Origin of the sequence: Embleya sp. NPDC050154 (genome assembly GCF_044460165.1) — a bacterium.
In the GTDB taxonomy this organism is placed as follows: domain Bacteria; phylum Actinomycetota; class Actinomycetes; order Streptomycetales; family Streptomycetaceae; genus Embleya.
This window is the reverse complement of record NZ_JBITJP010000022.1, coordinates 102,899-129,109: the sequence shown is the minus strand read 5'-3', so window position 1 is coordinate 129,109 and position 26,211 is coordinate 102,899. Positions and strand designations below refer to the sequence as shown.

General features: G+C 69.4%; 27 protein-coding genes and 3 pseudogenes. 8 read left to right on the top strand and 22 right to left on the bottom strand.

Going from position 1 to position 26,211, the window contains the following annotated elements:
- Positions 1–8 precede the first annotated feature (8 nt).
- From ACIBSV_RS36610 to ACIBSV_RS36600, 3 genes are all read right to left on the bottom strand, one after another.
- Entirely contained in the window at positions 9–518 is a 510-nt protein-coding gene (locus ACIBSV_RS36610) for an SRPBCC family protein (RefSeq protein ID WP_395870889.1), read from the bottom strand.
- A complete protein-coding gene (locus ACIBSV_RS36605; protein ID WP_395870888.1) occupies positions 515–919 on the bottom strand; it encodes a metalloregulator ArsR/SmtB family transcription factor in 405 nt (134 codons plus the stop codon). Before ACIBSV_RS36605 ends, ACIBSV_RS36610 begins: the two co-directional genes overlap by 4 nt.
- A gap of 527 nt (positions 920–1,446) precedes the next feature.
- The gene (locus ACIBSV_RS36600) at positions 1,447–1,875 is read right to left on the bottom strand and encodes a nuclear transport factor 2 family protein (RefSeq protein ID WP_395870886.1); all 429 of its coding nucleotides are present in this window, start codon (positions 1,873–1,875) and stop codon (positions 1,447–1,449) included.
- A 533-nt stretch (positions 1,876–2,408) separates the two neighbouring features.
- Between ACIBSV_RS36600 and ACIBSV_RS36595 the strand changes: the two are divergent.
- Positions 2,409–3,125, top strand: a pseudogene (locus ACIBSV_RS36595) (ankyrin repeat domain-containing protein); the annotation flags it as partial.
- 549 nt (positions 3,126–3,674) lie between these two features.
- Here ACIBSV_RS36595 and ACIBSV_RS36590 read toward each other — a convergent pair.
- The 16 genes and pseudogenes from ACIBSV_RS36590 to ACIBSV_RS36515 all read right to left on the bottom strand — a co-directional run.
- Entirely contained in the window at positions 3,675–4,049 is a 375-nt protein-coding gene (locus ACIBSV_RS36590) for a hypothetical protein (protein ID WP_395870884.1), read from the bottom strand.
- Between the two features lie 704 nt (positions 4,050–4,753).
- Complete coding sequence (locus ACIBSV_RS36585) at positions 4,754–6,190, bottom strand: aldehyde dehydrogenase (RefSeq protein ID WP_395870882.1); 1,437 nt, start codon at positions 6,188–6,190, stop codon at positions 4,754–4,756.
- Positions 6,165–6,386 carry a 2-hydroxymuconate tautomerase gene (locus ACIBSV_RS36580; RefSeq protein WP_395870881.1) on the bottom strand — a complete coding sequence of 74 codons (222 nt, stop codon included), beginning with the start codon at positions 6,384–6,386 and terminating at the stop codon, positions 6,165–6,167. Before ACIBSV_RS36580 ends, ACIBSV_RS36585 begins: the two co-directional genes overlap by 26 nt.
- A 65-nt stretch (positions 6,387–6,451) precedes the next feature.
- Positions 6,452–7,057 carry a cysteine hydrolase family protein gene (locus ACIBSV_RS36575; protein WP_395870879.1) on the bottom strand — a complete coding sequence of 202 codons (606 nt, stop codon included), beginning with the start codon at positions 7,055–7,057 and terminating at the stop codon, positions 6,452–6,454.
- Complete coding sequence (locus tag ACIBSV_RS36570) at positions 7,054–7,767, bottom strand: FadR/GntR family transcriptional regulator (RefSeq protein ID WP_395870877.1); 714 nt, start codon at positions 7,765–7,767, stop codon at positions 7,054–7,056. Before ACIBSV_RS36570 ends, ACIBSV_RS36575 begins: the two co-directional genes overlap by 4 nt.
- Positions 7,764–8,882, bottom strand: coding sequence for an amidohydrolase family protein (locus tag ACIBSV_RS36565; protein WP_395870875.1), 1,119 nt, complete (start codon positions 8,880–8,882; stop codon positions 7,764–7,766). Before ACIBSV_RS36565 ends, ACIBSV_RS36570 begins: the two co-directional genes overlap by 4 nt.
- Positions 8,875–9,204 carry an extradiol ring-cleavage dioxygenase gene (locus ACIBSV_RS36560; protein WP_395870873.1) on the bottom strand — a complete coding sequence of 110 codons (330 nt, stop codon included), beginning with the start codon at positions 9,202–9,204 and terminating at the stop codon, positions 8,875–8,877. The genes ACIBSV_RS36565 and ACIBSV_RS36560 overlap by 8 nt, the downstream gene beginning before the upstream one ends.
- Before the next feature lie 33 nt (positions 9,205–9,237).
- Entirely contained in the window at positions 9,238–10,086 is an 849-nt protein-coding gene (locus ACIBSV_RS36555; protein WP_395870871.1) for a hypothetical protein, read from the bottom strand.
- Between the two features lie 69 nt (positions 10,087–10,155).
- The gene (locus tag ACIBSV_RS36550; RefSeq protein ID WP_395870869.1) at positions 10,156–11,046 is read right to left on the bottom strand and encodes a creatininase family protein; all 891 of its coding nucleotides are present in this window, start codon (positions 11,044–11,046) and stop codon (positions 10,156–10,158) included.
- A complete protein-coding gene (locus ACIBSV_RS36545) occupies positions 11,043–11,897 on the bottom strand; it encodes an ABC transporter ATP-binding protein (RefSeq protein WP_395870867.1) in 855 nt (284 codons plus the stop codon). Before ACIBSV_RS36545 ends, ACIBSV_RS36550 begins: the two co-directional genes overlap by 4 nt.
- Positions 11,894–12,682, bottom strand: coding sequence for an ABC transporter permease (locus ACIBSV_RS36540; protein WP_395870865.1), 789 nt, complete (start codon positions 12,680–12,682; stop codon positions 11,894–11,896). Before ACIBSV_RS36540 ends, ACIBSV_RS36545 begins: the two co-directional genes overlap by 4 nt.
- Positions 12,679–13,590 carry an ABC transporter permease gene (locus ACIBSV_RS36535; RefSeq protein ID WP_395871005.1) on the bottom strand — a complete coding sequence of 304 codons (912 nt, stop codon included), beginning with the start codon at positions 13,588–13,590 and terminating at the stop codon, positions 12,679–12,681. The genes ACIBSV_RS36540 and ACIBSV_RS36535 overlap by 4 nt, the downstream gene beginning before the upstream one ends.
- A gap of 35 nt (positions 13,591–13,625) precedes the next feature.
- Positions 13,626–14,594 carry an ABC transporter substrate-binding protein gene (locus tag ACIBSV_RS36530; protein ID WP_395871003.1) on the bottom strand — a complete coding sequence of 323 codons (969 nt, stop codon included), beginning with the start codon at positions 14,592–14,594 and terminating at the stop codon, positions 13,626–13,628.
- Between the two features lie 253 nt (positions 14,595–14,847).
- The gene (locus ACIBSV_RS36525; RefSeq protein WP_395870863.1) at positions 14,848–15,633 is read right to left on the bottom strand and encodes a 2-keto-4-pentenoate hydratase; all 786 of its coding nucleotides are present in this window, start codon (positions 15,631–15,633) and stop codon (positions 14,848–14,850) included.
- A 216-nt stretch (positions 15,634–15,849) separates the two neighbouring features.
- Complete coding sequence (gene dmpG / locus ACIBSV_RS36520; RefSeq protein WP_395870861.1) at positions 15,850–16,911, bottom strand: 4-hydroxy-2-oxovalerate aldolase; 1,062 nt, start codon at positions 16,909–16,911, stop codon at positions 15,850–15,852.
- A 14-nt stretch (positions 16,912–16,925) separates the two neighbouring features.
- Positions 16,926–17,441: pseudogene (locus ACIBSV_RS36515) on the bottom strand (2-keto-4-pentenoate hydratase); the annotation flags it as partial.
- 64 nt (positions 17,442–17,505) lie between these two features.
- On the opposite strand from ACIBSV_RS36515, the pseudogene ACIBSV_RS36510 reads away from it, so the two are divergent.
- From ACIBSV_RS36510 to ACIBSV_RS36500, 3 genes and pseudogenes are all read left to right on the top strand, one after another.
- A pseudogene (locus tag ACIBSV_RS36510) lies at positions 17,506–17,775 on the top strand (IclR family transcriptional regulator C-terminal domain-containing protein); the annotation flags it as partial.
- 933 nt (positions 17,776–18,708) lie between these two features.
- Positions 18,709–19,287 carry an ATP-binding protein gene (locus ACIBSV_RS36505; RefSeq protein WP_395870859.1) on the top strand — a complete coding sequence of 193 codons (579 nt, stop codon included), beginning with the start codon at positions 18,709–18,711 and terminating at the stop codon, positions 19,285–19,287.
- Positions 19,288–19,486: 199 nt separating this feature from the next.
- Positions 19,487–20,191, top strand: a complete 705-nt coding sequence (locus tag ACIBSV_RS36500; protein WP_395870857.1) for a TetR-like C-terminal domain-containing protein — start codon at positions 19,487–19,489, stop codon at positions 20,189–20,191.
- On the opposite strand, the gene ACIBSV_RS36495 is transcribed toward ACIBSV_RS36500, so the two are convergent.
- Positions 20,131–20,526 (bottom strand): hypothetical protein, encoded by a 396-nt coding sequence (locus tag ACIBSV_RS36495; protein ID WP_395870855.1) that lies wholly within the window; start codon positions 20,524–20,526, stop codon positions 20,131–20,133. The two genes, ACIBSV_RS36500 and ACIBSV_RS36495, sit on opposite strands and share 61 nt — an antisense overlap.
- A gap of 441 nt (positions 20,527–20,967) precedes the next feature.
- On the opposite strand from ACIBSV_RS36495, the gene ACIBSV_RS36490 reads away from it, so the two are divergent.
- Together ACIBSV_RS36490 and ACIBSV_RS36485 are read left to right on the top strand one after the other, a co-directional pair.
- On the top strand, positions 20,968–21,801 hold the full coding sequence (locus ACIBSV_RS36490; RefSeq protein ID WP_395870853.1) for a hypothetical protein: 834 nt from the start codon (positions 20,968–20,970) through the stop codon (positions 21,799–21,801).
- Positions 21,802–21,805: 4 nt separating this feature from the next.
- Complete coding sequence (locus ACIBSV_RS36485; protein ID WP_395870852.1) at positions 21,806–22,183, top strand: GntR family transcriptional regulator; 378 nt, start codon at positions 21,806–21,808, stop codon at positions 22,181–22,183.
- A 300-nt stretch (positions 22,184–22,483) separates the two neighbouring features.
- On the opposite strand, the gene ACIBSV_RS36480 is transcribed toward ACIBSV_RS36485, so the two are convergent.
- The gene (locus ACIBSV_RS36480) at positions 22,484–22,696 is read right to left on the bottom strand and encodes a hypothetical protein (protein ID WP_395870850.1); all 213 of its coding nucleotides are present in this window, start codon (positions 22,694–22,696) and stop codon (positions 22,484–22,486) included.
- Between the two features lie 567 nt (positions 22,697–23,263).
- Here ACIBSV_RS36480 and ACIBSV_RS36475 point away from each other — a divergent pair.
- Together ACIBSV_RS36475 and ACIBSV_RS36470 are read left to right on the top strand one after the other, a co-directional pair.
- Positions 23,264–23,851, top strand: a complete 588-nt coding sequence (locus ACIBSV_RS36475; RefSeq protein WP_395870848.1) for an ArsR/SmtB family transcription factor — start codon at positions 23,264–23,266, stop codon at positions 23,849–23,851.
- Positions 23,852–23,856: 5 nt separating this feature from the next.
- Positions 23,857–25,125 (top strand): retropepsin-like aspartic protease, encoded by a 1,269-nt coding sequence (locus tag ACIBSV_RS36470; RefSeq protein WP_395870846.1) that lies wholly within the window; start codon positions 23,857–23,859, stop codon positions 25,123–25,125.
- A gap of 266 nt (positions 25,126–25,391) precedes the next feature.
- On the opposite strand, the gene ACIBSV_RS36465 is transcribed toward ACIBSV_RS36470, so the two are convergent.
- Positions 25,392–26,180: an AraC family transcriptional regulator gene (locus ACIBSV_RS36465; RefSeq protein ID WP_395870844.1), complete on the bottom strand. Its 789-nt coding sequence runs from the start codon at positions 26,178–26,180 to the stop codon at positions 25,392–25,394.
- Between the last annotated feature and the right edge of the window lie 31 nt (positions 26,181–26,211).

The following is a 26,211-nucleotide window of genomic DNA, read 5'->3' as shown; positions in this document are numbered from 1 at the left end:
CAACATGATCAGGAATCGGCGGCCAGGGAGTCGAAGTAGGGCTTCTGTGCGGGGTGGTAGTCGTCGAATGTGGGCAGGGGGGTGTTCGCGTGGGTGGCGGCGAGCATGTCGAGGTAGTACTCCCAGCCGGGGCCGATGTCGCCGATGCCGTCTGTTGTGGCCAGGTGGTGTGTGAAGCGCAGCTCGGTGGTGCCGTCGTCGTCGGCGGTCAGGAGCAGTTCGATGTGCCAGTCGCCGAACGTGTCGGATGCGGAGAGTGCGAGCCGGGTCGGGGCGTCGCACGCGTCGATGCGCATGTCGGTCCAGGGGGCCTGGTCCTCGAAGGCCGGCTGGACCTTGATGGTGTGGCCGGGGGCGGCCTCACCCTTCCAGCGGCCGTACCAGCGTGCGGTGCGGTCGGGGTCGGTGATGGCGGCCCAGACGTCCTCGACGGGGGCGCGGAAGGTGCGGGTGAGAACCAGGTCGACGCCGTTGTCGACCCGGTGGAGTCGGCCGGTGGGGGTGGGGGTGTCGGTCACGCGGTCTCTGCCTTTCCATGCGCGGTAGGGGCTGCGGAAGCGGGTGGTTCGGCGACGCGGCCGGGAGTTCCCGCGGCTGCGCGGCGCTCGCGGCGAGTGCGGTGGACCTCGGTCTCCAACGCGTCGAGGCGGCTTTCCCAGACCGAGGGGCGGGCGAACCGGGCGAGCCAGGCCGCGAGTTCGTCGAAGCGGTCGGGCTGCACGACGTAATAGCGGTGCCGTCCGACGAGTTCGTCGCGGACCAGGCCGCTTTCCCGCAACACGCGCAGGTGGCGGCTGACGGCCGGGCGGCTGATCGCGAAGCGGTCGCTGATCTCGCCGGCCGACAGGCGCGCCTCGCGCAGCAGCACCAGGATCTCCCGGCGTACGGGGTCGGCGATTGCTCCGATTATCTCCTCCACCCGAAAAGCGTAACTTGATGGTTACGCGTTTCGCAAGCGCCGGCATACCCCGGCTCGCTCCTGTCGGCCCGCCCACCCCTCCGGCGAGAACGGTGCTCCCGGGCGGAGGTGCTCCGTCGGGGGATGGCAACCTCGGGCGAGGGCGGTTCGCGTTTCTCGGCGCGCCCGCGTGGTGCGCGCGGGCCCTCGAGCGTGGTGGTTGCGGGTTGTTCCTCGCCGATCCCGCCCTTCCCCTCCGCCGCGCCGTGGCCGGCCCGGCTCAGGTCGAACCTACCCGCCACGAGTGGTCCGCCGGTGCCTGCTCGACCGGCGCCCCACGAAGTTGCCGCCTTCGTCGCCGGTCGGCTGTGGCGGGAGGCATCGTTGCCGCACGCCGACCACACAACTCAGCGCGCCAAGACCTCCGTCAACGTCCCCGCCGCAGGTCAGGGCATCGATGCCGGCAAGAGGATCCACCTCCGAGGCACGATCATCTGGATCCGCAGCCTTCACCCCGCCGAATAACTGCAACTCCGTACAGGCCCTGGTCAGTCATCGCTTGCACCCGGCTGATCGTCGGTGATGTTCGTGAGCAGTGTGGCGTGCGCCGCGATGACCTTCCAACCTGTTTGCTCATCGCGAATCCACGTCCGGGTGTAGCGCATGCGGGCAGCGAATGGCTGACCGCCGACAGTTCCCTCCAACACGCCGAGGAACCAGGTGACACCGGCGGTCGGGGTGGCCAGCACACGCAACTCCTCTTCTTGGACACGGTGCAGCACTTGGTGCCCCGACTCATGCGCATCGAGATCATCTTGCTTGGAGTAGATCTTCCCGTCCGGACCGCTGAACCAGACGGCATCGTCGATCAGCCCAGCCAGTTCACCGACGTCGGAAGCCAACTGGGCAGACTGCAGCCGCCGCTCGGCAGCGCGGAGTTCTTCGGACAAGTCGTGGTTCACATTGTGATTCGGCATGATCCCATCATGGCCCCTGCGATGAGGGCACTACGCGGGTGAGCTCCAAAGTTCCCGTGCGGCTCGGCAATTGTCGCGTTCGTGCACGCCAGGTCGTGATCCAGCCGACGAGAATGCACGGCAAGCCAGGCCGCCCAAAGTGCCGCACGAGCAGCAGTCACTCGATCAGGCGTCATGATGCGTCGTCGTCGCTGTCGGACCGTCACGCGTCGCGCAGCGGCCGCAGTCCGCCGCGCGGTTGTGATGCCGCGAAGCTGTAGCGGCCCGGGCAGCCGAGGTTGGCGTGCTTGAGGGGCGACAGGCGCGCCACATCCTCGTCGTGTGCTGCACGCCGCGCTCGAACGGCAGTGGCTCCACGAACTTCCGCCCTACCCCACACGCATCGCCCTTCGCGACGTCCGCGAACGTCGCCACACCGCGATATCGACGGACTTGGCCGAGCCGAGCCCGAAAATCGTAAGGACAGCCGGACAGGGAGACAGCCAAGAGGTCCGGGGAACCACACCCGGATCGCCGAATTCGACGCGCCGGGCATGGTCTGGGACGCCTACGAACAGGGCCGGCGGGACGCCCTCACCCTCGCCCGCGAATACGCCCGACTCCACGGCGACCCCCGGCCGCGCCGGTCGACGCAACCATCGAGGGCCTCCCCATCGGGCGGCAGCTGCACAAATGGCGCCAGGGCAACGGTGAAACGCACCCGGCACGCGCGGAGCAGCTCGCCGCCATCGACCCAGAGTGGAACCTCCGGCACCGGTCGACCGATTGGCAGCGCCACCTCAGCTCCCCAGGGGCCGACCATTTGCAAGGGTGCGGCGCCCCACCTACGCGTTTGCGCCGAGGCGGCATCGTGCCGCCGGGTTCTGGGGATGACCGGAATCCGTCGACGAAGGGGAAGTTGGATGTCCACGGGGGATTTCGCGGAGGCCTGTGCGGCCGGCGACTCGGCGGCGGTGAACTTGGCGCTGCGGGACGGGGCCGCGCTCGGGCCGCTCGACGGTTCCGGGGTCACGCCGCTGCACTTGGCGGCGGCGGCCAGGTCCGCCGAGGTCGTCGCGGCATTGCTGGGAGCGGGCGCGGACCCGAGGGCGGCGACGACCGAGGAGGTCGCCGCCGGGCGGTGGTTCGCCGACTGGGGCGACGTCTTCGCCGGCTCCACGCCGCTGCACGTCGCCGTGGACAGCCTCACGATGGGCAGCATCCCGGACCCCGCCGTCGTACGGCACCTCATCGACGCCGGTGCCGACCTCGGCGCCGTGGACTCCGACGACGACAGCCCGCTCGGGGTCTGCTTCCGCTGCCTGACCTTCGACGAGGACCTGAGGACGGCTCAGACCGAGTGCATCCGGCTGCTGCCGGCGGCCGGCGCGAACCCCGACATCTCCCTGTCGTCCGCGCAGACGCCGCTGTCGCTCGTCGACGGGGTCTCCGAGAGCGAGCGGGTGTTGCGGGAGCTGCTGTGGGACGCCGGCGCGGTGCCGCCGCAGCCGGACAAACAACCCCCAAGCACGGCTCCTACGCACGAACACACAGCCAACCGATCGCCACATCACATCAAGATCAGCATCCTCGAGGCGACCTCACCCTCCGCCCACGGGTTTCCCAACGGAACCGACCATCCGTCCCAGATTCCGCAAAACCACAGGCCACAGGCCAGACACGGTCGAGCAGGACAGCAAAACCCAAGCCACGCGGCCAAGATCCGAAGTGGCCTGGCGATCCGCGTCGCCGCTGCACTCGCCCGCGTCGACGTCGGCCGACTGCTTGTCCCTGATGAAGCGGGTCAGGTACGGTGCGCCTCACTGGTCGGAATAGCTGACATCACCGACGGTCCAGGCGCCGATGTCCTTGATCGCGACGCGATACATTCCACCCGTCTCGGGGATCCCGAGGCTGCCCTGCAACACCCGGGCAAGATGAAAGTGCAGGTGCGTGGGCGCGGTGCCGCGGTCGGGTCGGCCCGGCGTCCGGTCCACCGCGAAGACGTCGGAGAAGGGGCCGAGGCGGTCCGAGTTTCTCAGGACCTCGGACACGCGCTCCCGCCACACGGCTTCCGGGGCCAAGCGGCCGGTGATGACGGCTCCGCCGACCACCACGGTCAGTGACATCTGATTGCTTTGCTCGGACTCCACCATGGCGGAGATGTCCACGAGCAGTTCGTCAGGGTTCGACATGGAAGCCGATTCTATTCGGCACTCCGTCCAGGCGCACCGGTGGGACGCAGAACACCATCGACTGGAGCGAACACAGCAAACCCGTCACCGTCACGCCCCCGCCCCCGCCCCCGCCCCCGACACCGACACCGACACCGACACCGTCGTCAACCTCCCCGCACTCACCGGAGAAACCCCCACCATCGGCTGACCCCGAACCAGCCACCCCACGCCGTTCTGCGGCGGTGCATGAGCGATGACCTCGAAACCCTGCGCAAGGTCGGCGCGGTGAACGGCTCGGACACGGCGTGGCGAGAGGTCGGCCGGAGGCTCACCCGCCCGTGCGGTCACCTCGACGGTGCCGTGGGGCCGCGGATCGTGGTGATGCCGCGGGTGGCCATGACCACGACGGTGCCCCGATGGCCGGTGTCGGGTGCCAGGACGTCGCTGCCGGTGCCCAACGCGCCTGGGGCGCGAGGGCAGTTCCGCAACGAGGTCGGGCCGGACGGTGGGGTTGGTGTGGGGCTGTCCGCTTCGACCCCATCGTGGTTGCCTGACCCGCACAAGTGCACCGTATTTTCGTGTCAGAACCGCATTCATTGGTACACCGACAACCGCGGTCACAGACGCGAGATCCGCAGGACCAAGGGGATGCGCTGTCCCCGGCCGCCGCGCCGGACGGGCGCGTCCGGCGCGGCGGCCGGGGCGTGGCGTCCGTAGGGGTTTCAGGCCCCGTCGACGGCCATCACGACCGCCTTCGGCTCGGTGAAGAACTCCCGGCTGAAGTTGCCGCCCTCGCGTCCGACACCGGAGTCTCCCACGCCGCCGAACGGGGCACGGAGATCGCGCACGAAGAAGCAATTGACCCATACCGTACCGGCTTTGAGGGCCGCGGCGACCCGATGGGCCCGGGACAGGTTCTCGGTGAAGAGCATGGCGTTGAGGCCGTAGGGGGTGCCGTTGGCCGCAGCCACGGCGTCCGCCTCGGTGTCGAAGGGGGTGATCACAACCACCGGCCCGAACACTTCCTCCCGGCAGACCCGCGCCGTGGAGGGTGCGTCGGTGATGACGGTGGGACGTACCACCCAGCCGTCGCCCAGGCCACCCATCGCGATGGTCCCCCCGTCTTCGGGCGCGCCTTCCACGAAAGAGCGGACCTTCTTGTAGTGCTCCTGCGAGGCGAGTGGGCCGAGTTGGGTGGCCGGGTCCTTGGGGTCGCCGATCACGAGGGCTTCGGCTGCGGCGCAGAATCGCGCCAGGAACGCGTCGTAGATCTCCCGCTGGACGTAAAGGCGGCTCCCCGCGAGGCAGACCTGTCCCGCGTTGCCGAAGATGGCCTTGACCGACCAGGCGACGGCGGAATCGAGGTTGGCGTCGGCGAAGACCACGTTGGCGCCCTTGCCTCCGAGTTCCAGGCTCACCGGGGTGAGATTGGCGGCGGCGGCCCGGGCGATCGCCCGACCTGTGCCGGTCTCCCCGGTGAAGGTGATGCGGTCCACTCGGGGATCGTTGGTCAGCGCCTCACCCGCCGAACCGGGGCCGAAGCCGTGCACGACGTTGAGGACGCCCGGTGGCATGCCGGCCGCCAGGGCGAGTCGCGCCAGGATGGTGGCGGAGGCCGGGGTGTCCTCGGCGGGCTTGAGGACCACCGTGTTCCCCCAGGCGAGCGCGGGAGCGATTTTCCAAGTCTCCAACATCAGCGGGAAGTTCCATGGCGCGATGGCGGCGACGACGCCTGCCGGCTCGAATCGGGAGTAGGCGTGGTGACCGCTGTCCATGGGCAGCGCGTCTGCCGCGGTCATCCGGGCGTGGTCGGCGAAGAAGCGGAAGTTCATGGCGGACCGGGGAACGTCCTTGCCGGAGCTGTCGGTTATGGGCTTGCCCATGTCCGTGGTGTCGGCCATCGCCAGCTCATGGCTGTTTTCGTCGATCAGATCGGCGAGACGGTGCAGGATCGCGCCGCGTTCGGCGAAGCCCATTCTCGGCCACGGCCCCGTGTCGAAGGCGCGGCGGGCTGCGGCGACGGCCTCGCCGGCCTCGTCCGCGCCGCCGAGCGCGACCTGGGCCCAGGGTTCCTGGGTCCACGGGTCCACCGTGTCGAACCGGGCGGCGCCGCGTGACTCGGTCTCGCGGCCGTCAATGAGGTGTGGGATCAGGTCCATGGTGCTCGTTCCTCTTTTCTTCGATGGTCACGTCACCGCTCGCCCAGTGCGTGGCGGGGACTTCGCGAAGGATGACGCGGATGTTGCACCGGGGTGCGCCGATGGTCTGCTCCACGGCGTCCGTGATGCCGCCGATCAGGGCGCGCAGCTGCTTGGGGGTTCTGCCCTCGACGAGGGTCACTTCGACCAGGGGCATGGCGCTTTCCTCTCAGATCACGCGTGCGCTCGAGTCGTGCTTGGCCTGTGCTGTCGTGGTGGTGTTCAGGCCGGCCGTCGGCGGCCTGCCAGGATCTCGGCGGCCGTCGGGGCGGGCACCACTTCGGCGAAGACGGTGCCCATGACCCGCAGGCTGTTCTCGTGCAGGTCGTCGAAGTACCCGGAAACCGCGTCTCGGGCCACGACTGCCCGCAGGTCGCGGAAGAAGGCGTCCCGGACGGTTGACTCGACGCAGAAGTCGGTGCGTACCCCGGCCAGCACCAGGGTGGTGACACCGAGCCGGGCCAGCAGTTGTTCGAGCCCGGTGCGATGGAAGGCACTGAACCGGGGTTTGACCACCTCATGGTCCTCGGGCCGTCGGTCCAGCCCCGTCATCAGCTCGGCGCCCCAGGTTTCACGCCGCAGCCCGCGTTCGCGCAGAAACGGGCTGCGTTCGGCGAGCAGGCCCACGTCGCCGCGGTCCTGCCACTCCATCCGCACCCAGATGACCGGCGCGCCGGCCGAACGCGCCGCCGCGACCAGGGAATTGATGCCGGCTACGAGCCCCTCGGGGTCGGTCACCCGCAAGCCGGCGGCGGCGAACACGCCCTCCGGGTGGCAGTAGTCGTTCTGCATGTCGATCACCAGCAATGCGGTACCAGGGGCGGTCATGCGGTCCCCCGGTGGGCGACGGTGAGGCAGGCGTGCGCGTCCAGTACGCGGGTCAGGCGGTCGGCGTCGCCGTCGGCGATGGCCTCGACCAGTTCTCGGTGGACCTCGGGGCCGAGTGCGTTCACCTCCGTCGGCTCGTCGGCGGTGACACCCTTGAGGCGGCTCTCCACGAACTCCAGCAGGGAGATGTAGGTGTGGCGCAGGATCTGGTTCGGGGTGATCTCGGCGATCCGGCGGTGTAGCGCCCAGTTGGCGGCCAGGTAGCCCGCGGTGTCCAGCCCCTTGGTCGCCATCGCCATCGCCAGCCGGCGCAGTTCGGCCACGTCGGAGGCGGTGCGGTGCCGCATCGCCTCCTGGGCGACCAAGGGCTCCAGCGTGTCACGGACCACCAGACAGTCCGAGACGGAGACCGAGTCGCCGCTGAGTTCGAGCATCTTGCGGCCGAGGCGAACAAGAGCGGGTGGCGAGGCGACGAAGATGCCGCCCTTCACACCCGGGCGGACCGAGATGGTGCCGCGCGAGAGGAGCAACCGAATCGACTCGCTGAGCGTGGCGACCGCCACGTCGTATTCCTGACGAAGGCTCTGCTTGGTGCCGAGCCGGTAGCCGCTGGGCAGATTCTGCTCCGCGATCCGCGTCTCGATCCGCTTGGCCACCGCTTCGGCGCGCGATGCCTGGCGAAACTCAACCGTGGTGTCCTGGCTGCTCATGGCAGGTGTCCTTCAACTGGTCGGAGTGAATTCGCGAGAGTAGCCGGCCGACCGTCGATGGGTCGGCCGAGGGTGGGCGTCAGGCCGAGCGCGGGCAGCAGGGCGGCGGCGTTGCCGCCGAGGATCGCCGCCTCCTGGTCCTCGTCGAGCCCGACGGCCCGCACCGTTTGCACCGGGCTGCGGTCCACCAGGTCGAAGGGGCTGTCCGTGCCGAGTAGTACGTTCCAGGCGGTCATGTCCTCGACGAGTCGGCTCAGTGCCCTGACATCGAAAACGGCGGTGTCGTAGAGGAGCCGGCGGAGGTAGTCGGTGGGCGTGTTCCGCACCACACGGGCCACCGGCTTGCGGTGCCATCCGAGGTCCAGGCGCGCACCGAGGGCGGGAGCGCAGCCACCGCCGTGAGCCAGGCACAGCACGAGGTCGTGGCGGTCGAGTACGCCGCCGAAGATGAGCCGAGACGCGGCCAGCGCGGTCTCGACCGGGTAGCCGAGCAGCTGCACCAGGTGATAGTCGGCGAGCCGGTCGCGGGAGGAGACCCTGCTGGGGTGCAGGAGAGTGAAGCAGCGGCGCTCGGCCAGCGCCGTCCACAGCTCCTCGTTGATCGGGTCGTCCAGTTCTCGTCCGCCGCCGAAGGAGCCCATCGTGGCACCGACCATGCCGAGCCGGTCGAGGCAGCGGGCGAGTTCGTCGGCCGAGCCCGGGAGGCCGACCGGCACCGTGGCGAGAGCGGAGAGCCGACCGCCCGAGCCGGCAACGAATTCGGCGAGGGCATCGTTGGAACGCCGCGTGACGTCCAGAACCAGGCGCGGGTCGTCGGACTCGGAAGCAAAGAGGAACGGCGGTGCGGCGACCACGTGGTGGTCCGCGCCGGTGGTGTCGAGCAGCGCCAGTCGGCGGGCCATGTCGTGCTGCTCGGGGGCGAACGGCACCCGCGCGTCCGGAGGCAAGCCGCAGAGCGCCGGGTCCAGGGTCAGCACGTGTTCCGCGGCGCCGGACAGGTCTGCGAGGCCCTCGCGTTCGAGTTGGCGGAGGAAGGGCATCGGCATGGCGTGGGTGTGGATGTCGACGACCGGCGTCTGTCGTGGGATCACCGCACCGGTGGGCTGATCACTCACTGCGTTCCGCCATGTAGGTCTCGTAGTCGTCACCGAGCAGGGAGCGGAGCAGCATGGTGGCGGCCTCGGAACTGCCGGCCTTCTCGCCGGTGCCGTGGACGAGCCGGGCAAGCTGCGCGAGGAGGTAGGGGTGCAGGCCGAGTTCGTGCAGCCGGCGGTAGTCACGTTCGCGAATGGCGGTGCGTTCCTCGTCGGTCAGGGGATAGGCGGCCAGCACCTCGGCCTCGTGTGACTCGAAGCGGGCCCGCAGTTCGCCGTTCCACTTCAAATCCTGCACCAGGTCGTTGGCCCGCAGGAGCGGGTTGAAACGGTCAAGCGCCACAGCGGTTCGTCCTTTCGTGTCGTCGGCGGGGTGTCAACCGAGAAGCCACTGCACGGCGCCGACTCCGCAACGCCACTCGTCGACTGCCGCATAGCCCAGACGAGTCAGGGGCCGCGGTCCGATGGCGCCCATCACGACCAGCCATGAGAGGAGTTCGGCGGTGCCCCCGGAGCCGGCTTCCTCCATGCGCTCGAACGTCGCTTGGGCCAGGATCTCGGAGTGGTCCCCGTCTTCCAGCAAGTCGAGCCACCAGTGGTCGAACTCCTCGTCGATCTCCAGGTAGCGGGGGCCGCCGGGTTCGTGGCTCAGACCGCCGGAACCGAACAGCCCGACTCGGAGTCCGGCGGGCAGCGTGGTGCGAATGGCCTCACCCAGTGCCTGACCGAAGGCGTAGCAGACGCGTTCGTCGGGCACGGGGGGAACCGTGCAGTTCTGCAGGATGGGAATCACCGCCACGCCGGTGCCGGCCAGATCGGCCATCGCCGCGGGGACGGAGAGATTGTCGTCGAACCGTAGGTTGCCGTGTTCGGCGCGGATGTCGGGGCCGCTGTCCTTCAGGGCCTCGAAAAGGGCACCGGCCACCGCCGGGGCGCCGGGCAGTGAGTAGTCCGCGACGCGCAGCCAGGGCTTGAACCACTCGTCGGGGCCGGAGTGCCGCTCGGCGAGACCGACGGTGAAGTCGGCGTAGTCGCTCAGTCGTGCGTTGGCCACGTGGTCGTTGCCGACCACGAGCAGCACGTCGGTCCGTGAGGCGACGACCGCTTCGTGGATCGTGTCGTACGCGCGCCTGACCACGAGTCGGTCGGCCTCGGGCGCCTTGTCGAACCATCCGGTGAGGCCAGGGGTGTGACTGGCGGCTATGGCCATGCTGATCTGCGCCATTCGCTCCTGCGCTCCGTCTCTTGAAATCTAATAATGAATATATCTGATTGGACGTCGCTTCGTGTTCTCTCAGTCACTCGCGGATCCGGTGCCGGCCGCGTTTCGGCCGAGCCCAAGCCGGGTCCGAATGGCGTCCGCGGCCAGTTCGGCGGACGCGGCGTGGGCTCGCCGGCCCTCGTCGGGGTCGGCCGCGGCGGGATCACCGCAGTAGCCGAGCGGCGTGGTGCGCCGGGCGTCGTCGAACCCCCGCCGCCACACGGCCAGTTCGGCAGGCCCCAGGTCGGTGGCGACCAGCCCCGCCCGGACGTTTTCGCGGACGAGGTCGGGGTGCAGGTGCCTCATCACCGATGTCTCCGCGCGCCCGGCGTGCACATCGGCGTACTGCGGCTGCTCCACTCCCCCGACCGGTTCGGAGTCCGCCGGATCGGTGCCGTGCACCGTCAGACACCGGTCGCCGGGGTCGAGGCCGAGGCGGTCGACCAGCGCGGGCTCGAGCACGAAGCTGGCGTCGATGCCGCAGCGTTCACGGGCGACCCGCACACCCTCGTACAGGGTCCGGTTGTGCAGCGCGTCGCCGTGTCCGGAGAAGCAGAAGACGTGCCGGAAGCCGTCCCTGGCCATCCCGGCGAGCAGGTCGGCCATGACCTCCCGCATCAGCTCCGGCCGGATACCGTACGACGCGGGGAAGCTGCCGGAGACCACGTTGATGCCCCAGTAATAGGGCGGCACGATCAGCGCCTCGATGCCCCGGTGTGCCAGCAGGCGGCGAACGGCGCGCAGCCGGGCGCTGGGCAGATAGACGTCCGTACCCGTCGGCAGGTGTGGGCCGTGCTGTTCGATCACGCCGAACGCCCACAGCAGGACGGCGCCGTCCCGGGCCGCCCGCTCCACCTCGTACCAGGTGAGCTCCGCCATGGTGTCGACGAAGACGCCGGTCCCGTCCGGCTCCCCCGCGGTCATGCCGGATCCCCGGGCGCGGCGGCCGCGGTGTGGAACACCTTGGCGCGCTGGATCTGTTCGTAGACGTGGGCGCGCAGCTCCGCGAAGCGTGGTAGCGCGCGCGTGGCCAACTGCTCGCGTTCGTCGGGCAGATCGACGGCGATGTCCTCCATCACCACGGTCGGGGACGCGGAGAGCACCAGAACCCGCCGACCGAGGTACACCGCCTCGTCGATGTCGTGGGTGACGAAGAGCACGGTCATGTCCAGGTCGCGCCACAACGATAGGGTGAGGTCCTCGAGTTCCGCGCGGGTCTGCGCGTCCACGGCGGCGAACGGCTCGTCCATCAGCAACACGGCGGGTTGGTAGGCGACGGCGCGGGCGATCGCCACTCGCTGTTGCATGCCGCCGGAGAGCTGCCAGGGATAGGCGGCGGGCGCATCCTTGAGCCCGACCGACTCCAGAGCCTGCGTCACGAGCCGGTCGCGTTCCTGACGCGGTACTTTCTTCTGCTTCAGCGGCAAGGCGACGTTTTGTGCAACCGTCATCCAGGGGAAGAGGCTGCGGCCGTACTCCTGGAAGACCACGGCCATGTCCTTCGGCGGCTCGTGGACCGGGCGGCCGCTCAGCCGCACCTCACCGTCGGAGGGCGTCAGGAGCCCGGCGACGCACTTGAGCAGGGTCGTCTTGCCTGCCCCGGAGGGGCCGACGATACAGGCCAGCTCGCCGGTGCGGATGCCGAACGTCAGGTCACGCACCGCCTCCACGCTCCGCCCGGCGCTCTCGTAGGTCTTCCGCACCTTCCGGACATCGAGCAGTACCGGGCTCGTGGGGCCCGTGGTCGCGGCGGGGGCCGCGTCGGTGCTGGTCATCTCTCTCCCCTTTGGGAACGGCGGAGCCCGTGGTACCAGCCGAGGACCCGGGACTCGAACAGGCGGAACAGCAAGGACAGGGCGAAGCCCAGCAGGCCGAGGAGCAGGATTCCGCTCCACATCTCGGGGATGGCGAAGCTCCGCTGGAACTGCACGATCGCGAAGCCGACTCCGTTCGAGCTGGCGAACATCTCGCTGATCACCATGAGGATGAGCGAGATGGACAGCGCCTGCCGCATTCCGACGACGATCTGCGGGCTCGCGGCCGGCAGCACCAACCGCCGCAGCCGGGCGGCTCCGGTGATCCGGTAGCAGCGCGCCGTGTCGACGAGCACGTCGTCGATCGCCCGGACCCCTTCGATGGTGTTGAGCAGCACCGGCCAGACGGAACCGGCGATGATCACGGCAACCTTCATGGTGTCGCCGATGCCGCTGAAGAGCATGAGCACCGGAATGAGCACCGGTGGCGGAATGGCGCGGAAGAACTCCAGCACCGGTTCGAGCAGTGCCCGGGACCGGCGATGGGACCCCAGCAGCACGCCCAGGCTCACGCCGATCAGTACCGCCCCGAGGTAACCGACCGCCAGTCTGGCGAGACTGGGCAGGACGTCGTCGACGATCCGTGCGGAGAACCACGTGTCACCGAATGCGGTCAGGACTTCGTCGAGCGTCGGGTAGTAGAAGCTGTCGCTTCGGGCGGCCATCCACCATGCCAGTGCCAACAACCCCACAGGCAGCCCGAGTACGTAGAGCAGGCCCTTGACGCCGTTCTTGAGCGTCCTCACGTCGCAGCCTCCGTCCGCACGGATGCGTGCCAGAACAGCACGCGCCTTTCGAGCGCCCGGGCGAGTACGTTCACCAGGACCCCGAGCGCGCCGGTCACGATGACCAGGGCGTACATCGTGGGTACCGCGTTGCTGGACTGTGCGAGTGCGATCTCGCTGCCCAGGCCGGGGCTGCCGATGAGAAGTTCCGCGCTGATGGCCAGGACCAGCGCCACCGAAGCGGCCAGCCGGATGCCCGTCACGAGGTAGGGAAGTGCGGTCGGCCAGACCAGGTGGCGCAGCCGGATCCACGGCGTGAGTCGATAGCTGCGGGCCGTGTCGCTCGCCACCGGGTCGACGTCCTGAACCCCGTGCAGCATCTGGAGCAACACCGGCCAGAACGAGGCGTACACCACCAGTAGCAGCTTCGATTCCAGACCGGTGCCGTAGACCAGAACGGCCAACGGGACCAGTGCGACCGAGGGGATCGGGCGGAGGAACTCGATGGTCGATGCGGTGGCCTTGCGCAGCACTTCGATGCTGCCGATGAGCAGTCCCAGGACGACTCCCGCGCCGACCGCGATGGCCAGCCCGTACCCCCAGCCTTTGAGCGTGTCCAGCACCGCCTGCCAGAAGGAGGGCTCGTCGGCTTCGTCTGCCAGCGCCGCGGCCATGTCGCTGAAGGGCGGCAGGTAGTCCGCCGAGACCATGCCCAGGCGTGGCAGCGCTTCCAGCATGCCGGCCAGCAACACGATGCCGAGCACCCCGAGCGCTGGGTCCGGAACCGTCCGCGCCCAGGCGCGGGCGCGGGACGTGTGGCTCGCGGAGGCTCGGCCGGGGCCGTCCGAAGCATCCCTCCCCGGCGGGTGTTTCGCGGCGGCCGGCGGCGCGTCCGCCCGCCGGGTCCCGCCGCGCGGCTGAAGCTTCACATCCATCTCCGACTCCTCGAACTGGGCTTGGTGGGCTACTTGTTCATCAACTGATCGAGCGGCTTGAGATTGTCGATCAAGCCGGTATCGACGGCGAGCCGCGCGAGGGTCTCGATTTCGTCCCGGTTCGTCGTCGGGTCCCAGCCGGGCAGCGTCACCTTGGCTCCGACGCCGTCGTCGAGTTTGAGGTAGCGGTTCAGGACGGCACGCGCCTCGTCCGGATGGGCTTGGGCGTATCGCAGAGACTGTTCGAGGGCGGTGGTGAAGCGTTGCACCACCTGAGGATTCTTGGCGGCGTAGGGCTCGGAGGCGAACCAGGCCGCGAACGGCAGCCCGTGGCCCATGCTGGCGTAGTTGACCGGAAGAGGGTGCGCACCCTGGTTCTCCGCGACCGTGGTGAACGGCTCGCCGAGCATGGCGGCGTCCACCTGGCCGGAGTGGAGTGCGGCCGGCATGTTCGGGATGGGCACCTCGACCAGCGCCACGCCGCCCGAGACACCGTTCTTCTTCAGAGTGGACCGGATGGCGACCTCGTTGATGCCCCGGAGGGTGTTGACGGCGATCTTCTTGCCCGCCAGATCCGCGACGGTCTTGATGTTCGGGTCATTGGCCATCAACTGGCCCGATCCGTCGTTCAGTTCGTCGCCGGAGGCCCGGGCGCCCACGGACACCATGCGTACCGGGACGCCCTTGCTCTTGGCGATCAGCAGGCTGACGATGTTGGAGTAGCCGAACTGGAAGTCGCCGCTGACGACGCCGGGGACGATCGCCGCGCCGCCCTGCGAGTTCTGGGTGCGGACCTCCAGGTTCTGGTCGGCGAAGAAACCTTTCTCGATGCCGAGTTGCACCGGGGCTATATCGATGATGGGTATGACGCCCAGCTTGATCCGGGTCGGACCCGCCCCCTTGTCGCCGCCCCCGTTTGACCCGCAGGCCGTGGCGGCGAAGGCGAATGCGGCTGTGGCCGCGACTGCGATCGATCTCTTGCGCCGTGAGAATGACATACCGGACTCCCTACTTCTCATGCTTCGGGTAGCGCCCTGGAATACCGCCCGCGGATCGCAAACGGGCGCTGTCGCCGCCCCGGCCGAAACGCCACGACTGATCCGGGAGGGGGCGGATTCCAAATCGGAAGGGCAGCAGTGCGCGTGATGGGATGATCGGCGCCGCAGGTCGGCGGCCGGGTGGTGCGGACGGGGCGCGCTGTCGGGCGGTCCCGTGGTGGTCGGGGAAAGCGGAGGCGGACTCGACGAACCGTCAGATGGCCCCGGAAAGCACCAGGGTGCCGAGCGTGCCGAATTCCGCGGTGATCCGCGTGCCGGGTGTCAGAACGACCGCGTCGGTCAGCCCGCCGGTCAGCACGGTCCAGCCCGCTTCGATGGCCAACCCGCGCCGCGCAAGGCCGTTGGCGGCCAGGGCCAGGGCCGCAGCCGGGTGGCCTTGGACGGCGGCGCCGGTGGCGACGGCAACGGTCTCGCCGTCCACGTCGAGACGGCATTGTTCGGTGGCGAGGTCGAGTCTGCCGGGTGCCAGCGCCTCGCCGGAGACGACGAAGCGGCAGGAGGAGGCGTTGTCCGCCACCACGTCCGGCAGTGCGAAGCTGAAGTCGCGGTACCGGCTGTCGATGACCTCGAACCCGGCGTGCACGGTGGCGACCGCGGCCAGCGCTTGATCCGGCGTCACTCCGGGACCGGCCAGCCGCCGGCCCATGGTGAACACGATCTCCGGCTCGACCCGGGGGTGGATCATCCCGTCCAGCGCCACAGGAGGGCCTGCGGGCAGCGACATGGCGTCCGTGAGCCACCCGGTCAACGGCGAGTCGATGCCCATGCGTTGCTGCTTGGCGTGGGAGGTCAAGCCCAGCTTCACCCCGATGACACGCTCACCGGCCCGCGTCTTGCGGTCCAGAAGCGCGTCCTGGACCCGATACGCGGTGTCCAGGTCGAGGTCCGGCCATTGATCGGTGATCCGGCCGCCGTCCTGAATCCGCCGCTCCCTGCTCAGCAGTTCATCGACAGCCGTCTCGATGGTCCACTCGGCCATTTGGCATTCCTTCGGTTCCGCGCGGTCGGGAGTCGGCCGCGTCTCGGATGGGGGCCGGCGTGCGGCCGCCTAACGTCACGGCCGGCCGGAGGGGCCCGTAGGTGCCCGCGGTGTGCCTGCACGAGGTCTTCATTCCTGTGCCTCCTGACCCGACGGGATGCGTCGATGGTTGGAGTATGGAACATGAAAAGACTGTAATCAATACATTGATAGCAGCTAATCTTCCGCGACGGCCGAGGCGCTCGTTGCGGTGTCCCCGGCGCCTCGCGCCGTCAGGTCGAGCGCGATGTCCGTGATCATGTCTTCCTGACCCCCGACCATGCCGCGGCGACCGGCTTCGACGAGGATCGCGCGGGTATCCAACCCGTGCCGCCGAGCTGCGGATTCGGCATGGCGCAGGAAACTGGAGTAGACACCCGCGTAACCCAGGGTGAGGGTTTCGCGGTCGACGCGGACTTCTCGATCCTGGAGAGGGCGGACGAGATCGTCGGCGGCGTCCATGAGCGGGAAGAGGTCGCAACCGTGATGCCAGCCCATGAGATCGGCCACCGCGACAAACGCCTCCAGTGGGCAGTTGCCCGCCCCCGCGCCCTGGCCTGCCAGTGAAGCGTCGACCCTGGTCACTCCGCTCTCGACGGCCACCACGGTGTTCGCCACCCCCAGGGCGAGGTTGTGGTGGGCGTGGATGCCCAGTTCGGTGCCCGGGTCGAGGGCGTCCCGATACGCGCGGACGCGATCCCGTACGCCGTCCATGGTCAGCCGGCCCCCGGAATCCGTCACGTAGACACAGTTGGCGCCGTAGCTCTCCATCAGCTTGGCCTGCCGGGCCAGTTCGGGGGGCTCGGCCATGTGGGACATCATCAGGAAACCGGCTACGTCCATGCCCAGTTCACGGGCGGCGGCGATGTGCTGGGCGCCGATGTCGGCCTCGGTGCAGTGCGTGGCAACCCGTACCGACCGGATGCCCAGTGCATGGGCCTGTTTCAGCTCCCGCACAGTGCCGATGCCCGGCAGCAGCAACGTGGTGGGCCCCGCGTACCGGACGGCGGCGGTGACGGCTTCGATCCAGTCCCAATCGGTGTGGGCGCCGACGCCGTAGGTGATGCTGGAACCGGCCAGCCCGTCGCCGTGGGCGATCTCGATCGCGGCGACCCCCGCCGCATCCAGCGCGGCGGCGATCGTACTCGCTTGTCCCACGGAGTAGCGATGGCGGACGGCGTGCATGCCGTCGCGCAGGGTTACGTCCTGGACGTACAGGGACGGTGCGGTGGCGGTCATCGTGCGGCCCTCTCGCTGTCGGCCACGGTGTCGACAAAGCCGATGTCCCAGTCGGCAATCCGGCTGTCGACGATTTCCAGCGCGGGCAGCGCGAAGTCCACCGCCCGCAAGACCTCGGCCACGGTGCAGTCCGGATACGGCAGATCGGCACCGGGCACGAGCGCCACCTCGGCCTCGATCTTCGGCTGCATCAGGCGGCCGGCTGGGACACAACCCCCGTCCGGCACCGCCATATCGGCGAACAGCGCTCCGAAGTCAGGCTGTTCGACGCCGAGTTGCCGCTGCACGGAGACAGACGTCAGTCCGATCTTGCGGCCGACGATCCTGCGGCCGGCATCCTCGCCGCGGACAAGGCCCAGGCGCTGCACCGCGTAGGCGGCCTCGACATCCTCGGCCGCGAACAGGTGGCGCACCGGTGGGCAAGGCACCCCGGTGCGGGCGGCCGTGGCCAGGAGGGCGGCGGCCCGATCGACGGCGGAGTGGCTGCCGCCATCGTGGGCGGGCGGGCGATCAAACGGTGGCGGCGGCATGGCGGGTCCTTCCGCTGGGTCACGCGGGGTGCGGGTTGTGCACGGGCCCTCGGTATAGACCGCGCCGCTACCGCGGCTGACACCACACTCGATCACCGAGCCGGCCGGGATCCGAACGGCCATCGAGCAGGTCCAGGCGTCCGGCCTGGCCTACGAAGACCAGGAGTCGGCGCTGGGCGTGAGTTGCATAGCGGCCCCGGTGTTCAGCGGCGGGGAAGCCGTGGCCGCGCTCTCGGTCGCCGTACCCCGATCCCGCTTCCGGCCCGCCCAGCTTGCACCCGCGGTCCGCACCGCGGCGCTCGGCCTGGCGCGCGTCCTGCGGGCCGGCTCCTGAGCCCCTCCGGATCGACGAGCCGCCCTTCCCCGGACCCACCGACGCCGCACGGATGCACCAGCACCTCGACATGCACCCGCGCCCACCGTTCGTAGGTCGTCCAACCCTTCGGAGCCCTTCGGTTCGAGTTGGACCGGCAGTCGCAAGGAACGGCATCCCTGGTATCGGTGTGGACGGTCCTCGACCGATCACCCATGTCGCCCGGGAGTTGGGAATCCACGACACCACCCTCGGAACAAGGGTGGCGCGGTATCGCAGATCGACGACGGGGCCGAAGCCGGATCCCCGGAACCGCGTGTTCGGGTGAGGGTGATCTGGCGTACGAGTTGGTGCAAACAGACCGTGGTCGCCACCGCGGGAAGGACGGCGACGACGCCCTGGACGGTCATGGGGGCGTGGGTGAGGGACAGCGCCATGGACAGGCCGGCGAACGCGGCAACCACGATCCACGAATGCAGTGCCCCCGGCAGTGCAGGCTGGAACGCAGGATCGACAGCGACGCCACCACCCACGGCCCCTGGACCAGGATTGGCCACCACCGGGCCGGATCGGGCGGGGTGGTTGATCTGGACCCTGTCGTCCGCACCCCGGACGGCGCGGGCGAGTTTGTCGCCGTGGGCGGCGAGTACCGGCCCGGTCACGTCGTACGCCGCGAAGAAGTCGGCAGATGACCAGGTGACGATGCGGTGCCTCGTCCTGCCTGCCCGTCGACCGGTTCGGAGCACGTGCGGGCGCCCCTCTTTCCTCTCCTCTCGAATGTCCAGATCGTCATAGCCTTCTAATACGAAACATATCGCGTTAAGGTGTCCATATAGGGCATCGCCTCGTCGGTCGTCGGAGAGACCGGGGCGCGTCCGGACGGGGGTCAAGTAGGAAGCCATCCGACAGCCCACTGCCGCGGAGACCACCGTGAATCACTCGATCACCTGCCCAATGGCCCGGTCCGCTTTCCCGAGCACCCGCCGGGCGGATCCTCCTCCCACCGAGCGCTCGCCCGAGGCGCCGCGCGCCAAGAACGCGGACGGCGACGTGACGGCGGATCTGACCGTCCCCTCCGATCCTCGCTCCGCCCGCGCCGCCCGCGACTTCGTCCGGCTCCGGCTGACTGGCATCGGAGCTCCCGCAGAGGTGGTGGACGACGCCGTTCTGTTGGTTTCCGAACTCCACGGAAACGCGGTCCGACACGCACCCGGAGCCCATGTCACCGTGCGATTCGTGCACGACCCGAAACGATCCGTGTTCACCGTAGCCGTCCAGGACCACGGCCACGCTCACCCCCGGGCCGCCGACACCACCGACACCACCGACCCCGTCGAACTCAAGGACTCGGGCCGCGGCCTCGCGCTCGTGGCGGCAATCGCAACCGCCTGGGGCTGGCACCCGCTGCCCGACGGGAAGGCCGTATGGTTCACCATCGACCTGCCTCGGGCTTCCTGGCTCGAGGGCTACCCGATCAACGCGGGAACACCCGGCCCCCGACCACACAGGCATACCGTGGAGCGCTACCGATGAGAGACGGTCGGCCCTCTCGACGGGAGTCCGAGACGTGGTTCTTCCCCGCGCACGCGTCCGTCCCGTATCGCTCGCCCGAACAACTCGGCTCTCACCCCGAAATCGCCGGCGCGGGGAATGGCCACCGTCGAACACGGGTACCCCCCGCGGGCGTACTGCCAGTCCGACTGTCCGACCGTTGTGGAGCCCGGTGCCAGCCATGAGTGAACCAGCGCACACGCCCGGATCCGTTCGTCCCGGTGGACGCACGGCGCGAACCCGCGCGGAGGTACTGAGCGCTGTGTTGGCGGAACTCGGTGAGCCCGAACGGGGCGGACTCACCATGGAGAACGTGGCGCGTCGCTCCGGTGTGCACGTGGCCACCCTCTACCGGCGTTGGCGCACGGTCGAAGGCTTGATCGTGGACCTCCTGACGTGGATCAGTTTCAACGAGCTTCCCTTTCCCGACACCGGATCATTGAACGGTGACCTTCGGGCACTGTCGCGGTCGATCGTGGCGTTGTACCGGGACGACATCCGATTCCGCACCCTGATCGAGACCATCGTCGCGGGCGCCACCCGGGATCCGGTGGCGGAACGCGCCCTGCACGACTTCTTCGCCGACCGCAACGCCGGCGCCGCGGTGATCGTCGAGCGTGCGATCGCACGCGGTGAACTGCCCGCCGAGACCGACGGCGTCGAACTCATCTCGGCGCTGGGCGCGCCGGTCTACTACCGGATGCTCGTCGTGCGCCGGCCACTCGACACCGCGCTCGCGGACCGCGCCGCGGCCGCGGTCCACACCGCCGCCCTCGCCGGCGTCTTCGCGAGCACCGACCCCATCGTGAAAGCATCCGCTGGAACTCACGTCACCGACGGCGGCTCGCCGTCGCGAGGTCCCGCCGACAGCGACAAGATCCGGTGACGACTCGATGCACGGACCCGGAACGCGCGGTGAACACGGCTGAGATCGTCACCCAAGCGCAGTGATCGCAGGGCCGTGCCCCAGGCGCCCACCTGATCGAGCATCGAGCCCGCCGCCGCGTACTGATGTTCGCGCGGTCGCAATTCGGTCTCGTCGACATAGTCCGCGTGGATCGTGAGCGCCACCTGGGCCGCCACGTCCGCAACCTGGAGTCCGCCCAGGACGAGTCCGAGGTGTTCCACGGCCTCGGCTCCGTCGTCCGCGACTCCGCTCTCGTTCGGCAGTCGAGAGTCCTCGTAGGTGCCGACGGCCTTGTTCGCGTTCGGGAGCGTCACCAAGCGGAGGTTGGGATCGGCCAATCGCTTGGGCGCGTGCCGAAGTTGGCGCTCCCTCTTGTCTCGAACGCTCATGTACGTGCTGCCGCCCGTCACCCTCTCGGCCTGTGCCGCGAAGAGGTCGACCCGACTGTCGGCGTCGACGCTTTCGAGAGGAAGCCTGTTGCCCGGCCGCTCGCCGGGTGAGCGGCGCGATGGCGCCACGAGAGGCGCCGTGGGGTACACCCTCGGCGCGATGCCGCGCGGTGACGCCGAACGCGTGGCCGATGGCCTTTCGCGCGGAGCCGGAAGTCGACGATCCGAGGAGTCGCCCGGGAAACGGGCGGACTCGGATCGAAGGACGAAGGGCGAAGGAGGACGCCGCCGACGACCACCTCGCCATTGACTTGTCGCAAGCCTTGACGCACCCTATTGAGGCAAGAGATGAGACAAGGGGGCGTCATGTCGACAGGAACGACTCCCGATGGTGCCCGGTCGACGCGCCCGGCGGATCTCGAGCGGGCCGGCGTGTGGCTGGCCGGGCACGGCCTGGTCGACGTCCGACCGACACCTTTGCTGGCCGCGCGTCTGGCGGCCCGGCGAGGTACCCGTCTGGCCGCTCACGTCCTGCTGGCCGTGTTCATCATGGTGGTCGCCCTCATCTACGTCACCGACCGGCCCGCCGGCGCCTCGGATGACGGGTCCGGGCCCTACCGGCACTGGTCGTTGCCGGTCCTGACGGCGGCGGTGGCCGCTCTGGTGCTGGCCCAGTCGCTGCTGGACAGGTGGGTACGGCGGGTCGATCGACGGGCCGGCGCGACGTTGCCGCGGCGGGTCGCCCACCCGGTCCGGCTCGGCTGGCGCACCGTTCTCGGCGGGCCGCGGGCCGCGTTCGCGGTTGCCACGTTCGCGGGCGCGACGGCGTTGGCGATCGCCGCCCTGACCGTGCGGGACTCCGCCGCGCGCCACGCGGCACTCGTCCTGCTCATCGCCCTGTGCGGGGTCGCGGTCGCAACGGTCGTGCAGTTGCGCCATATTCTGACGCACCCGGTCGTGGCCGACGACGAGGTCTCGCTGACCGCCGACGTCATCATGCGGGTCGAGGACGCCCGCGAGGTCGCCACGCCCACCGTGGTGTGGTGCCTGCCGGTCGCGTCGGTCTTCGACACCGCGCTCGGCTGGTGGAACGCCGCCTGGCTCGTCTTCGTCGTCCTGGGCGCCGTCACGCTCGTCCTGATCACCGCGCGGACCGCCCGGAGCAGCACGGTGGCGCGGCACGCCACGAGCGGCCGGTGAACCGGTGATCGTCATCGACTCGGCCTCGCCCGTCCCGCCGTTCGAGCAGCTCCGCGCGCAGCTCGCCCGGCAGATCCGGGACCACACGCTGGCCGTGGGCACCCGGCTGCCGACCATCCGCCGCCTGGCCGCGGACCTCGGCTTGGCCGCCAACACCGTCGGCCGGGCCTACCGGGAGCTGGAGGAGGCAGGGCTGATCGAGACCCGCCGAGCGGCCGGCTCGTTCGTGGCCGCGGCCGGCGAGGAGGGACGCGAGCGTGCACGCCGCGCCGCCGCCGAGTACGCCGCCGTCATCGCCGGTACCGGCATCGACGCCAACGAGGCCATCCGTATCGTCCGAGCGGCACTGACCAACGGCACCGCGACATCGCCCTCGTCCTGACCGGCCGTCTCACACCTGCCGGCCGGCGACCCGCAACGATCCGGGCACGACGCCGCGCCGGGACTCTCGCGTAGGGCGATGTGGGTAAAAGAGCGTACTGTCCTGCGAGTTGTGCCCGGTTCCGGGTTCAGCCGAAGTCGAGGCCGTTGCCGCGGCGTTCGCCCCGCCAGGCCGACAGGGTGGGTTCGAGCAACTTCCGAGCAGCTGACGAACCGAATCGACGCGGAGTCCGGGACGGGCGAGGCGCCACGCTGCGGGCCGGGCAAGCCGTGACCGAAGCGGCCGCCGGCCCCGTAGCCGTCACCGAAAGCACCGGTCCTGGTGCCGCCCAAGACCGTTTGCCGGCCCGTCGACCCGGGCGAAGTGGTGGACCGACCGGTCGAGTCGGCCCAGGGTGCGCCGGCCGGCCGGGACGGCGAGGAGGATGTCCGTGCCGCCGTCCGGGTGGCCGGGTACGAGGGGCGGCAGCAGCGCGCCGCCCGCGCCGCGGATCAGCATGGCCGGCGGGTGCACACGCGGATGGAAGATCCGAAGGCGGCCGATGTTCGCGGTGGTGAGGCCGCAGGCGAGGACGAGCGTGAGAATGCCGGTGCACCGACCGCCACCGACTCAACAGCGGCAGCGACCGCCAGGCCAACCGCGCACTGCACACCATCGTGCTCGTCCGCACGCGCCACGACCCACGCACCCGCGCCTACGTCGCACGACGCACCCTTGAACGACTCGAGACGAAGGACATCTTCAGATGCCTCGAGCGCTTCGTAGCGCGCGAGGGCTACCGCTACCTGACCTGCGACTCGAGGAGCGACCCCGCAGTGTCGACGGCTCCTTGACCATCTGTAGGAGCTTCAGAGTCAAGCTCGGACGCTCACCGCCCGCCGGGCCACCTGGTTGATCAACGCCGGCCCGGACGGCTCGCCGAGGACACGGCGATCAAGCGCAAGAAGCCGCCGGCCCGCTTGCCACGCCGAGCTGAAGCCGTCCTTGGCTGCGCCTGCCCCCACCCACCATTCTCACAGGCCCCATTGGTGAGCCGGAGCGGGAAGCAACATCGTTAGCATTAGTGCTAACGTTAGTCGTATGTCTAGTAAGACGAGACGAGTTCTCACTACCGAGGCCGAGATTGCGGCGTACCTGCACCGGACGCGCATGGCGATCCTCGATGCCCTGCGCGACGGTGCCGCCACGGCAACGCAGGTCGCCAGAAGGCTCGACGTCCACCCCGCCAACCTCACCCGACACATCCGGATCCTGGAAAGTGCCGGCTTGGTGATCCTCGTCGAGAAGCGGGACACGGGTCGGAACCTGGAGAAGTACTACGCGGCGTCAGCCGAGCGTTTCACGGTCGCGCCCGCTCCGACCGACATGACCGCACCACACAAGATCGCGCTGACCTTCGCCCGCAGTGAGTTGTCGGCCGCGCTGGCGCGACTGCCCGACAAGTCGAGTGACCCCATCGTGGCCCTGACACTCGGCGTTCGTATCGCTCCCGGCGACGCGAGCGCGTTCGCCGACGAGCTGGTCCGGCTCGGCGAACGCTTCTCGGCGGCCGACCGGGAGGACGGTCGGCCCTATCAACTCGTCCTCGCCATCTACCCCGGGGAGGACGTCACGGCCGACGGGCGGCAGGAGATTCGGCTGCCACCCGCGAAGGACGAGAGGGGGTGACACGGGTGTCACGAGGAACCGAGGCACTGGCGCGCGCCGGACGGGCGGTGACACGCCGACTCGGCATGCGTTCCCGGCCCACCCGCGTCGCGCAGCCGGCCTGGGACGCCTGGCGGGCCGGGGATCTACCGCTCGCCCGCGAACTCGCGGCGAACCTGCTCGCTACGGGGCATGCCGTGGACGAAGCACGGCACGTGCTCGTTCTCGCCGACTCCGTGCTCGGCAACTACGACGGCGCCATCAACACACATCGGATGATCGCCCCTCGCTACGAACGTCTCGATGAACTGAACGAACCGATCCTGTGTGCGCACATCCACCGAGGAGACATCGCGGGCGCCGTGACGCTGGCGGAACGACGGGGCCTTGCGCGACGCGGCGCGATCGGAGCACGTTTGCGCCTGGCCGTTGAGCGGCCCCTCGGAATCGATATCGACGGCGTCGTCGACGTCCCCTTCACCGACGACCCGCTCACGCCGTTCATGCCCGGTTTCGCCGGGCACCTCAATGACCGACCGACCGTACTCCGCCTCGACACCGGCGGCTCATTCGTGCACCTTTCGCGGGAGCTTGCGGCCGCCCACGGGATCGACACGATTGCCTCGGCACGGGAGTTCGCGGCGCTCGGCCGGCACCGGGTCGGCTACGGACTGGCCGATCTGGAGATCGGGACGATCCGTCTGCGCAATGTGCCCGTGGCCGTGCATGAAAAGGGACTTCCGCCGGCCGCGGCCTTCGACGTCCCGCTCGGGCCGATCGTCGGCACCAACATTCTGGAGCGCTTCCTGACGACGGTCGACGCGCCGAATCGGCGTCTCGTCCTGTCCCGCCGTGGCGACAACATCGCCCGCGCCCGGCATCTGGCCCGTCTCGGTGCGGCACAGCACGTGGCACCGTTCGGCCTGTGGAGCGATCACCTGATGATCGCCCGTGGTCGCGTCGATGGGATCAGTGGCGTCAACCTATTCGTCGACTCGGGCCTGGTGGCGCTCACCCCCGATCAGGGACAGGTGGCGATGCTCGTGCCACGGCGCACTCTTGCCCGGTGGGGAGTGGCCAGGCCGCAGACCGGCCGGTTCGCCGAACTCCCCGGCACGCTTGCCATCGGCACGGCATCGAGAGAGGGAATGACCGCCTACCCCGTAACGGATCGCGTCTGGCGCGACTTCGGCGACTGGGGCGGAATCCGCGTGGACGCGCTGATCTCCTGGGGGTACCTCCGCCATTTCACCTGGACGATCGACTTCGAACGCAGGGAGTACCTGTTCGCTTAAGACCAGCCCTGACCGCGATTTCGCGAAACCACAACCGGATCGCTGCCGGGATGACCGCACCGTGAGAGTCGGGCCCGTCTGCGAAAACGCAACCGCTGGGGTTCGTCGAGGTCGGTGACCGGCTCGTGCAGCGCACGGAGCGGCGCCGCCCGCTGGAGCGTTCGGTGCGGCCTGTACGCATTGTCATGGTGATCCCCTGGACTGGTCAGTGGTCCCGGAACGAATCGCCCGCGTCGGCCCGCACCACGACCTGCCGCGTCGCCGAGTCAGTGTTCGTCGTTGCGCCCCGCACGAACAGTGCGTGGCGAAGCGCCGAGTTCACGTCTGCAGGCCTTGTTGAAGGCCTGCAGATCAGGAATTCCCACTTGCGAGGCGACCGCTGGGATCGCCAGAGTCGAGTTCCGCAACAGGTGCGCGGCGACCTGGAGGCGACGCCGCCGCAGATAGGCGACCACGGTCTCGGCGAAGGCGACGCGAAACAGGCGGGTGAGTTGGTTGTGCGAGACCCCCGCGGCCCGGGCGATGGCCGGAACCGTCAGCGGACTCGCCATGTTCACCTCGATGTGGGCCAGCGCCGCAGCCAGTGCCGGATGGCGCTCCTCCGCCTGTGGCACCTCGCCGGCCGCCAGCGCCCACAGCACTGTCCACACCTCTGCGGCGGCCCGCAACGGGGTCATCGAGTGCCACGCTACCGCCCTCAGCAGTGCGTCCGACAGATGTGGCGCCTCCGCGCCGCAGTCCAGCACGGCTGGTACTCGGTGAGGCGTACCGGTGGTCCCGAGCTCGAAGTGCGCGTACAGGTGCTCCGAGCGGCCCCGGTACCGGAACTCCACCACCGCGCCGGGTGGAACGAGGCTCGCACAGCCGGGCCGGACCTCGTGGGCCACCCCGTCGACGATCAACTCGGCGCTGTAGCGGTACAGGTGCAGCTGCCACAGTTCGGGCAGCTGGAACACCTCACGCTCGATCCCCAGCCCGTGCACTCCCACCCCGACCTGCGCCACGCGCGGAGGTGAGTCCAGGTGGGCGATATGCCTCGCCGAAGTTTCGACCATGGTGAGAAATTACCAGTAACTGGTGAACCTG

Coding starts and splice junctions, on each gene's coding strand:
- ACIBSV_RS36600 (WP_395870886.1), bottom strand. CDS start 1,875: ATGCCGAATCACAATGTGAACCACGACTTGTCCGAAGAACTCCGCGCT.
- ACIBSV_RS36590 (WP_395870884.1), bottom strand. CDS start 4,049: ATGTCGAACCCTGACGAACTGCTCGTGGACATCTCCGCCATGGTGGAG.
- ACIBSV_RS36585 (WP_395870882.1), bottom strand. CDS start 6,190: ATGGACCTGATCCCACACCTCATTGACGGCCGCGAGACCGAGTCACGC.
- ACIBSV_RS36580 (WP_395870881.1), bottom strand. CDS start 6,386: ATGCCCCTGGTCGAAGTGACCCTCGTCGAGGGCAGAACCCCCAAGCAG.
- ACIBSV_RS36575 (WP_395870879.1), bottom strand. CDS start 7,057: ATGACCGCCCCTGGTACCGCATTGCTGGTGATCGACATGCAGAACGAC.
- ACIBSV_RS36570 (WP_395870877.1), bottom strand. CDS start 7,767: ATGAGCAGCCAGGACACCACGGTTGAGTTTCGCCAGGCATCGCGCGCC.
- ACIBSV_RS36555 (WP_395870871.1), bottom strand. CDS start 10,086: ATGGCGCAGATCAGCATGGCCATAGCCGCCAGTCACACCCCTGGCCTC.
- ACIBSV_RS36550 (WP_395870869.1), bottom strand. CDS start 11,046: ATGACCGCGGGGGAGCCGGACGGGACCGGCGTCTTCGTCGACACCATG.
- ACIBSV_RS36545 (WP_395870867.1), bottom strand. CDS start 11,897: ATGACCAGCACCGACGCGGCCCCCGCCGCGACCACGGGCCCCACGAGC.
- ACIBSV_RS36530 (WP_395871003.1), bottom strand. CDS start 14,594: ATGTCATTCTCACGGCGCAAGAGATCGATCGCAGTCGCGGCCACAGCC.
- ACIBSV_RS36525 (WP_395870863.1), bottom strand. CDS start 15,633: ATGGCCGAGTGGACCATCGAGACGGCTGTCGATGAACTGCTGAGCAGG.
- dmpG (WP_395870861.1), bottom strand. CDS start 16,911: ATGACCGCCACCGCACCGTCCCTGTACGTCCAGGACGTAACCCTGCGC.
- ACIBSV_RS36505 (WP_395870859.1), top strand. CDS start 18,709: ATGGCCCGGTCCGCTTTCCCGAGCACCCGCCGGGCGGATCCTCCTCCC.
- ACIBSV_RS36500 (WP_395870857.1), top strand. CDS start 19,487: ATGAGTGAACCAGCGCACACGCCCGGATCCGTTCGTCCCGGTGGACGC.
- ACIBSV_RS36490 (WP_395870853.1), top strand. CDS start 20,968: ATGTCGACAGGAACGACTCCCGATGGTGCCCGGTCGACGCGCCCGGCG.
- ACIBSV_RS36475 (WP_395870848.1), top strand. CDS start 23,264: ATGTCTAGTAAGACGAGACGAGTTCTCACTACCGAGGCCGAGATTGCG.
- ACIBSV_RS36465 (WP_395870844.1), bottom strand. CDS start 26,180: ATGGTCGAAACTTCGGCGAGGCATATCGCCCACCTGGACTCACCTCCG.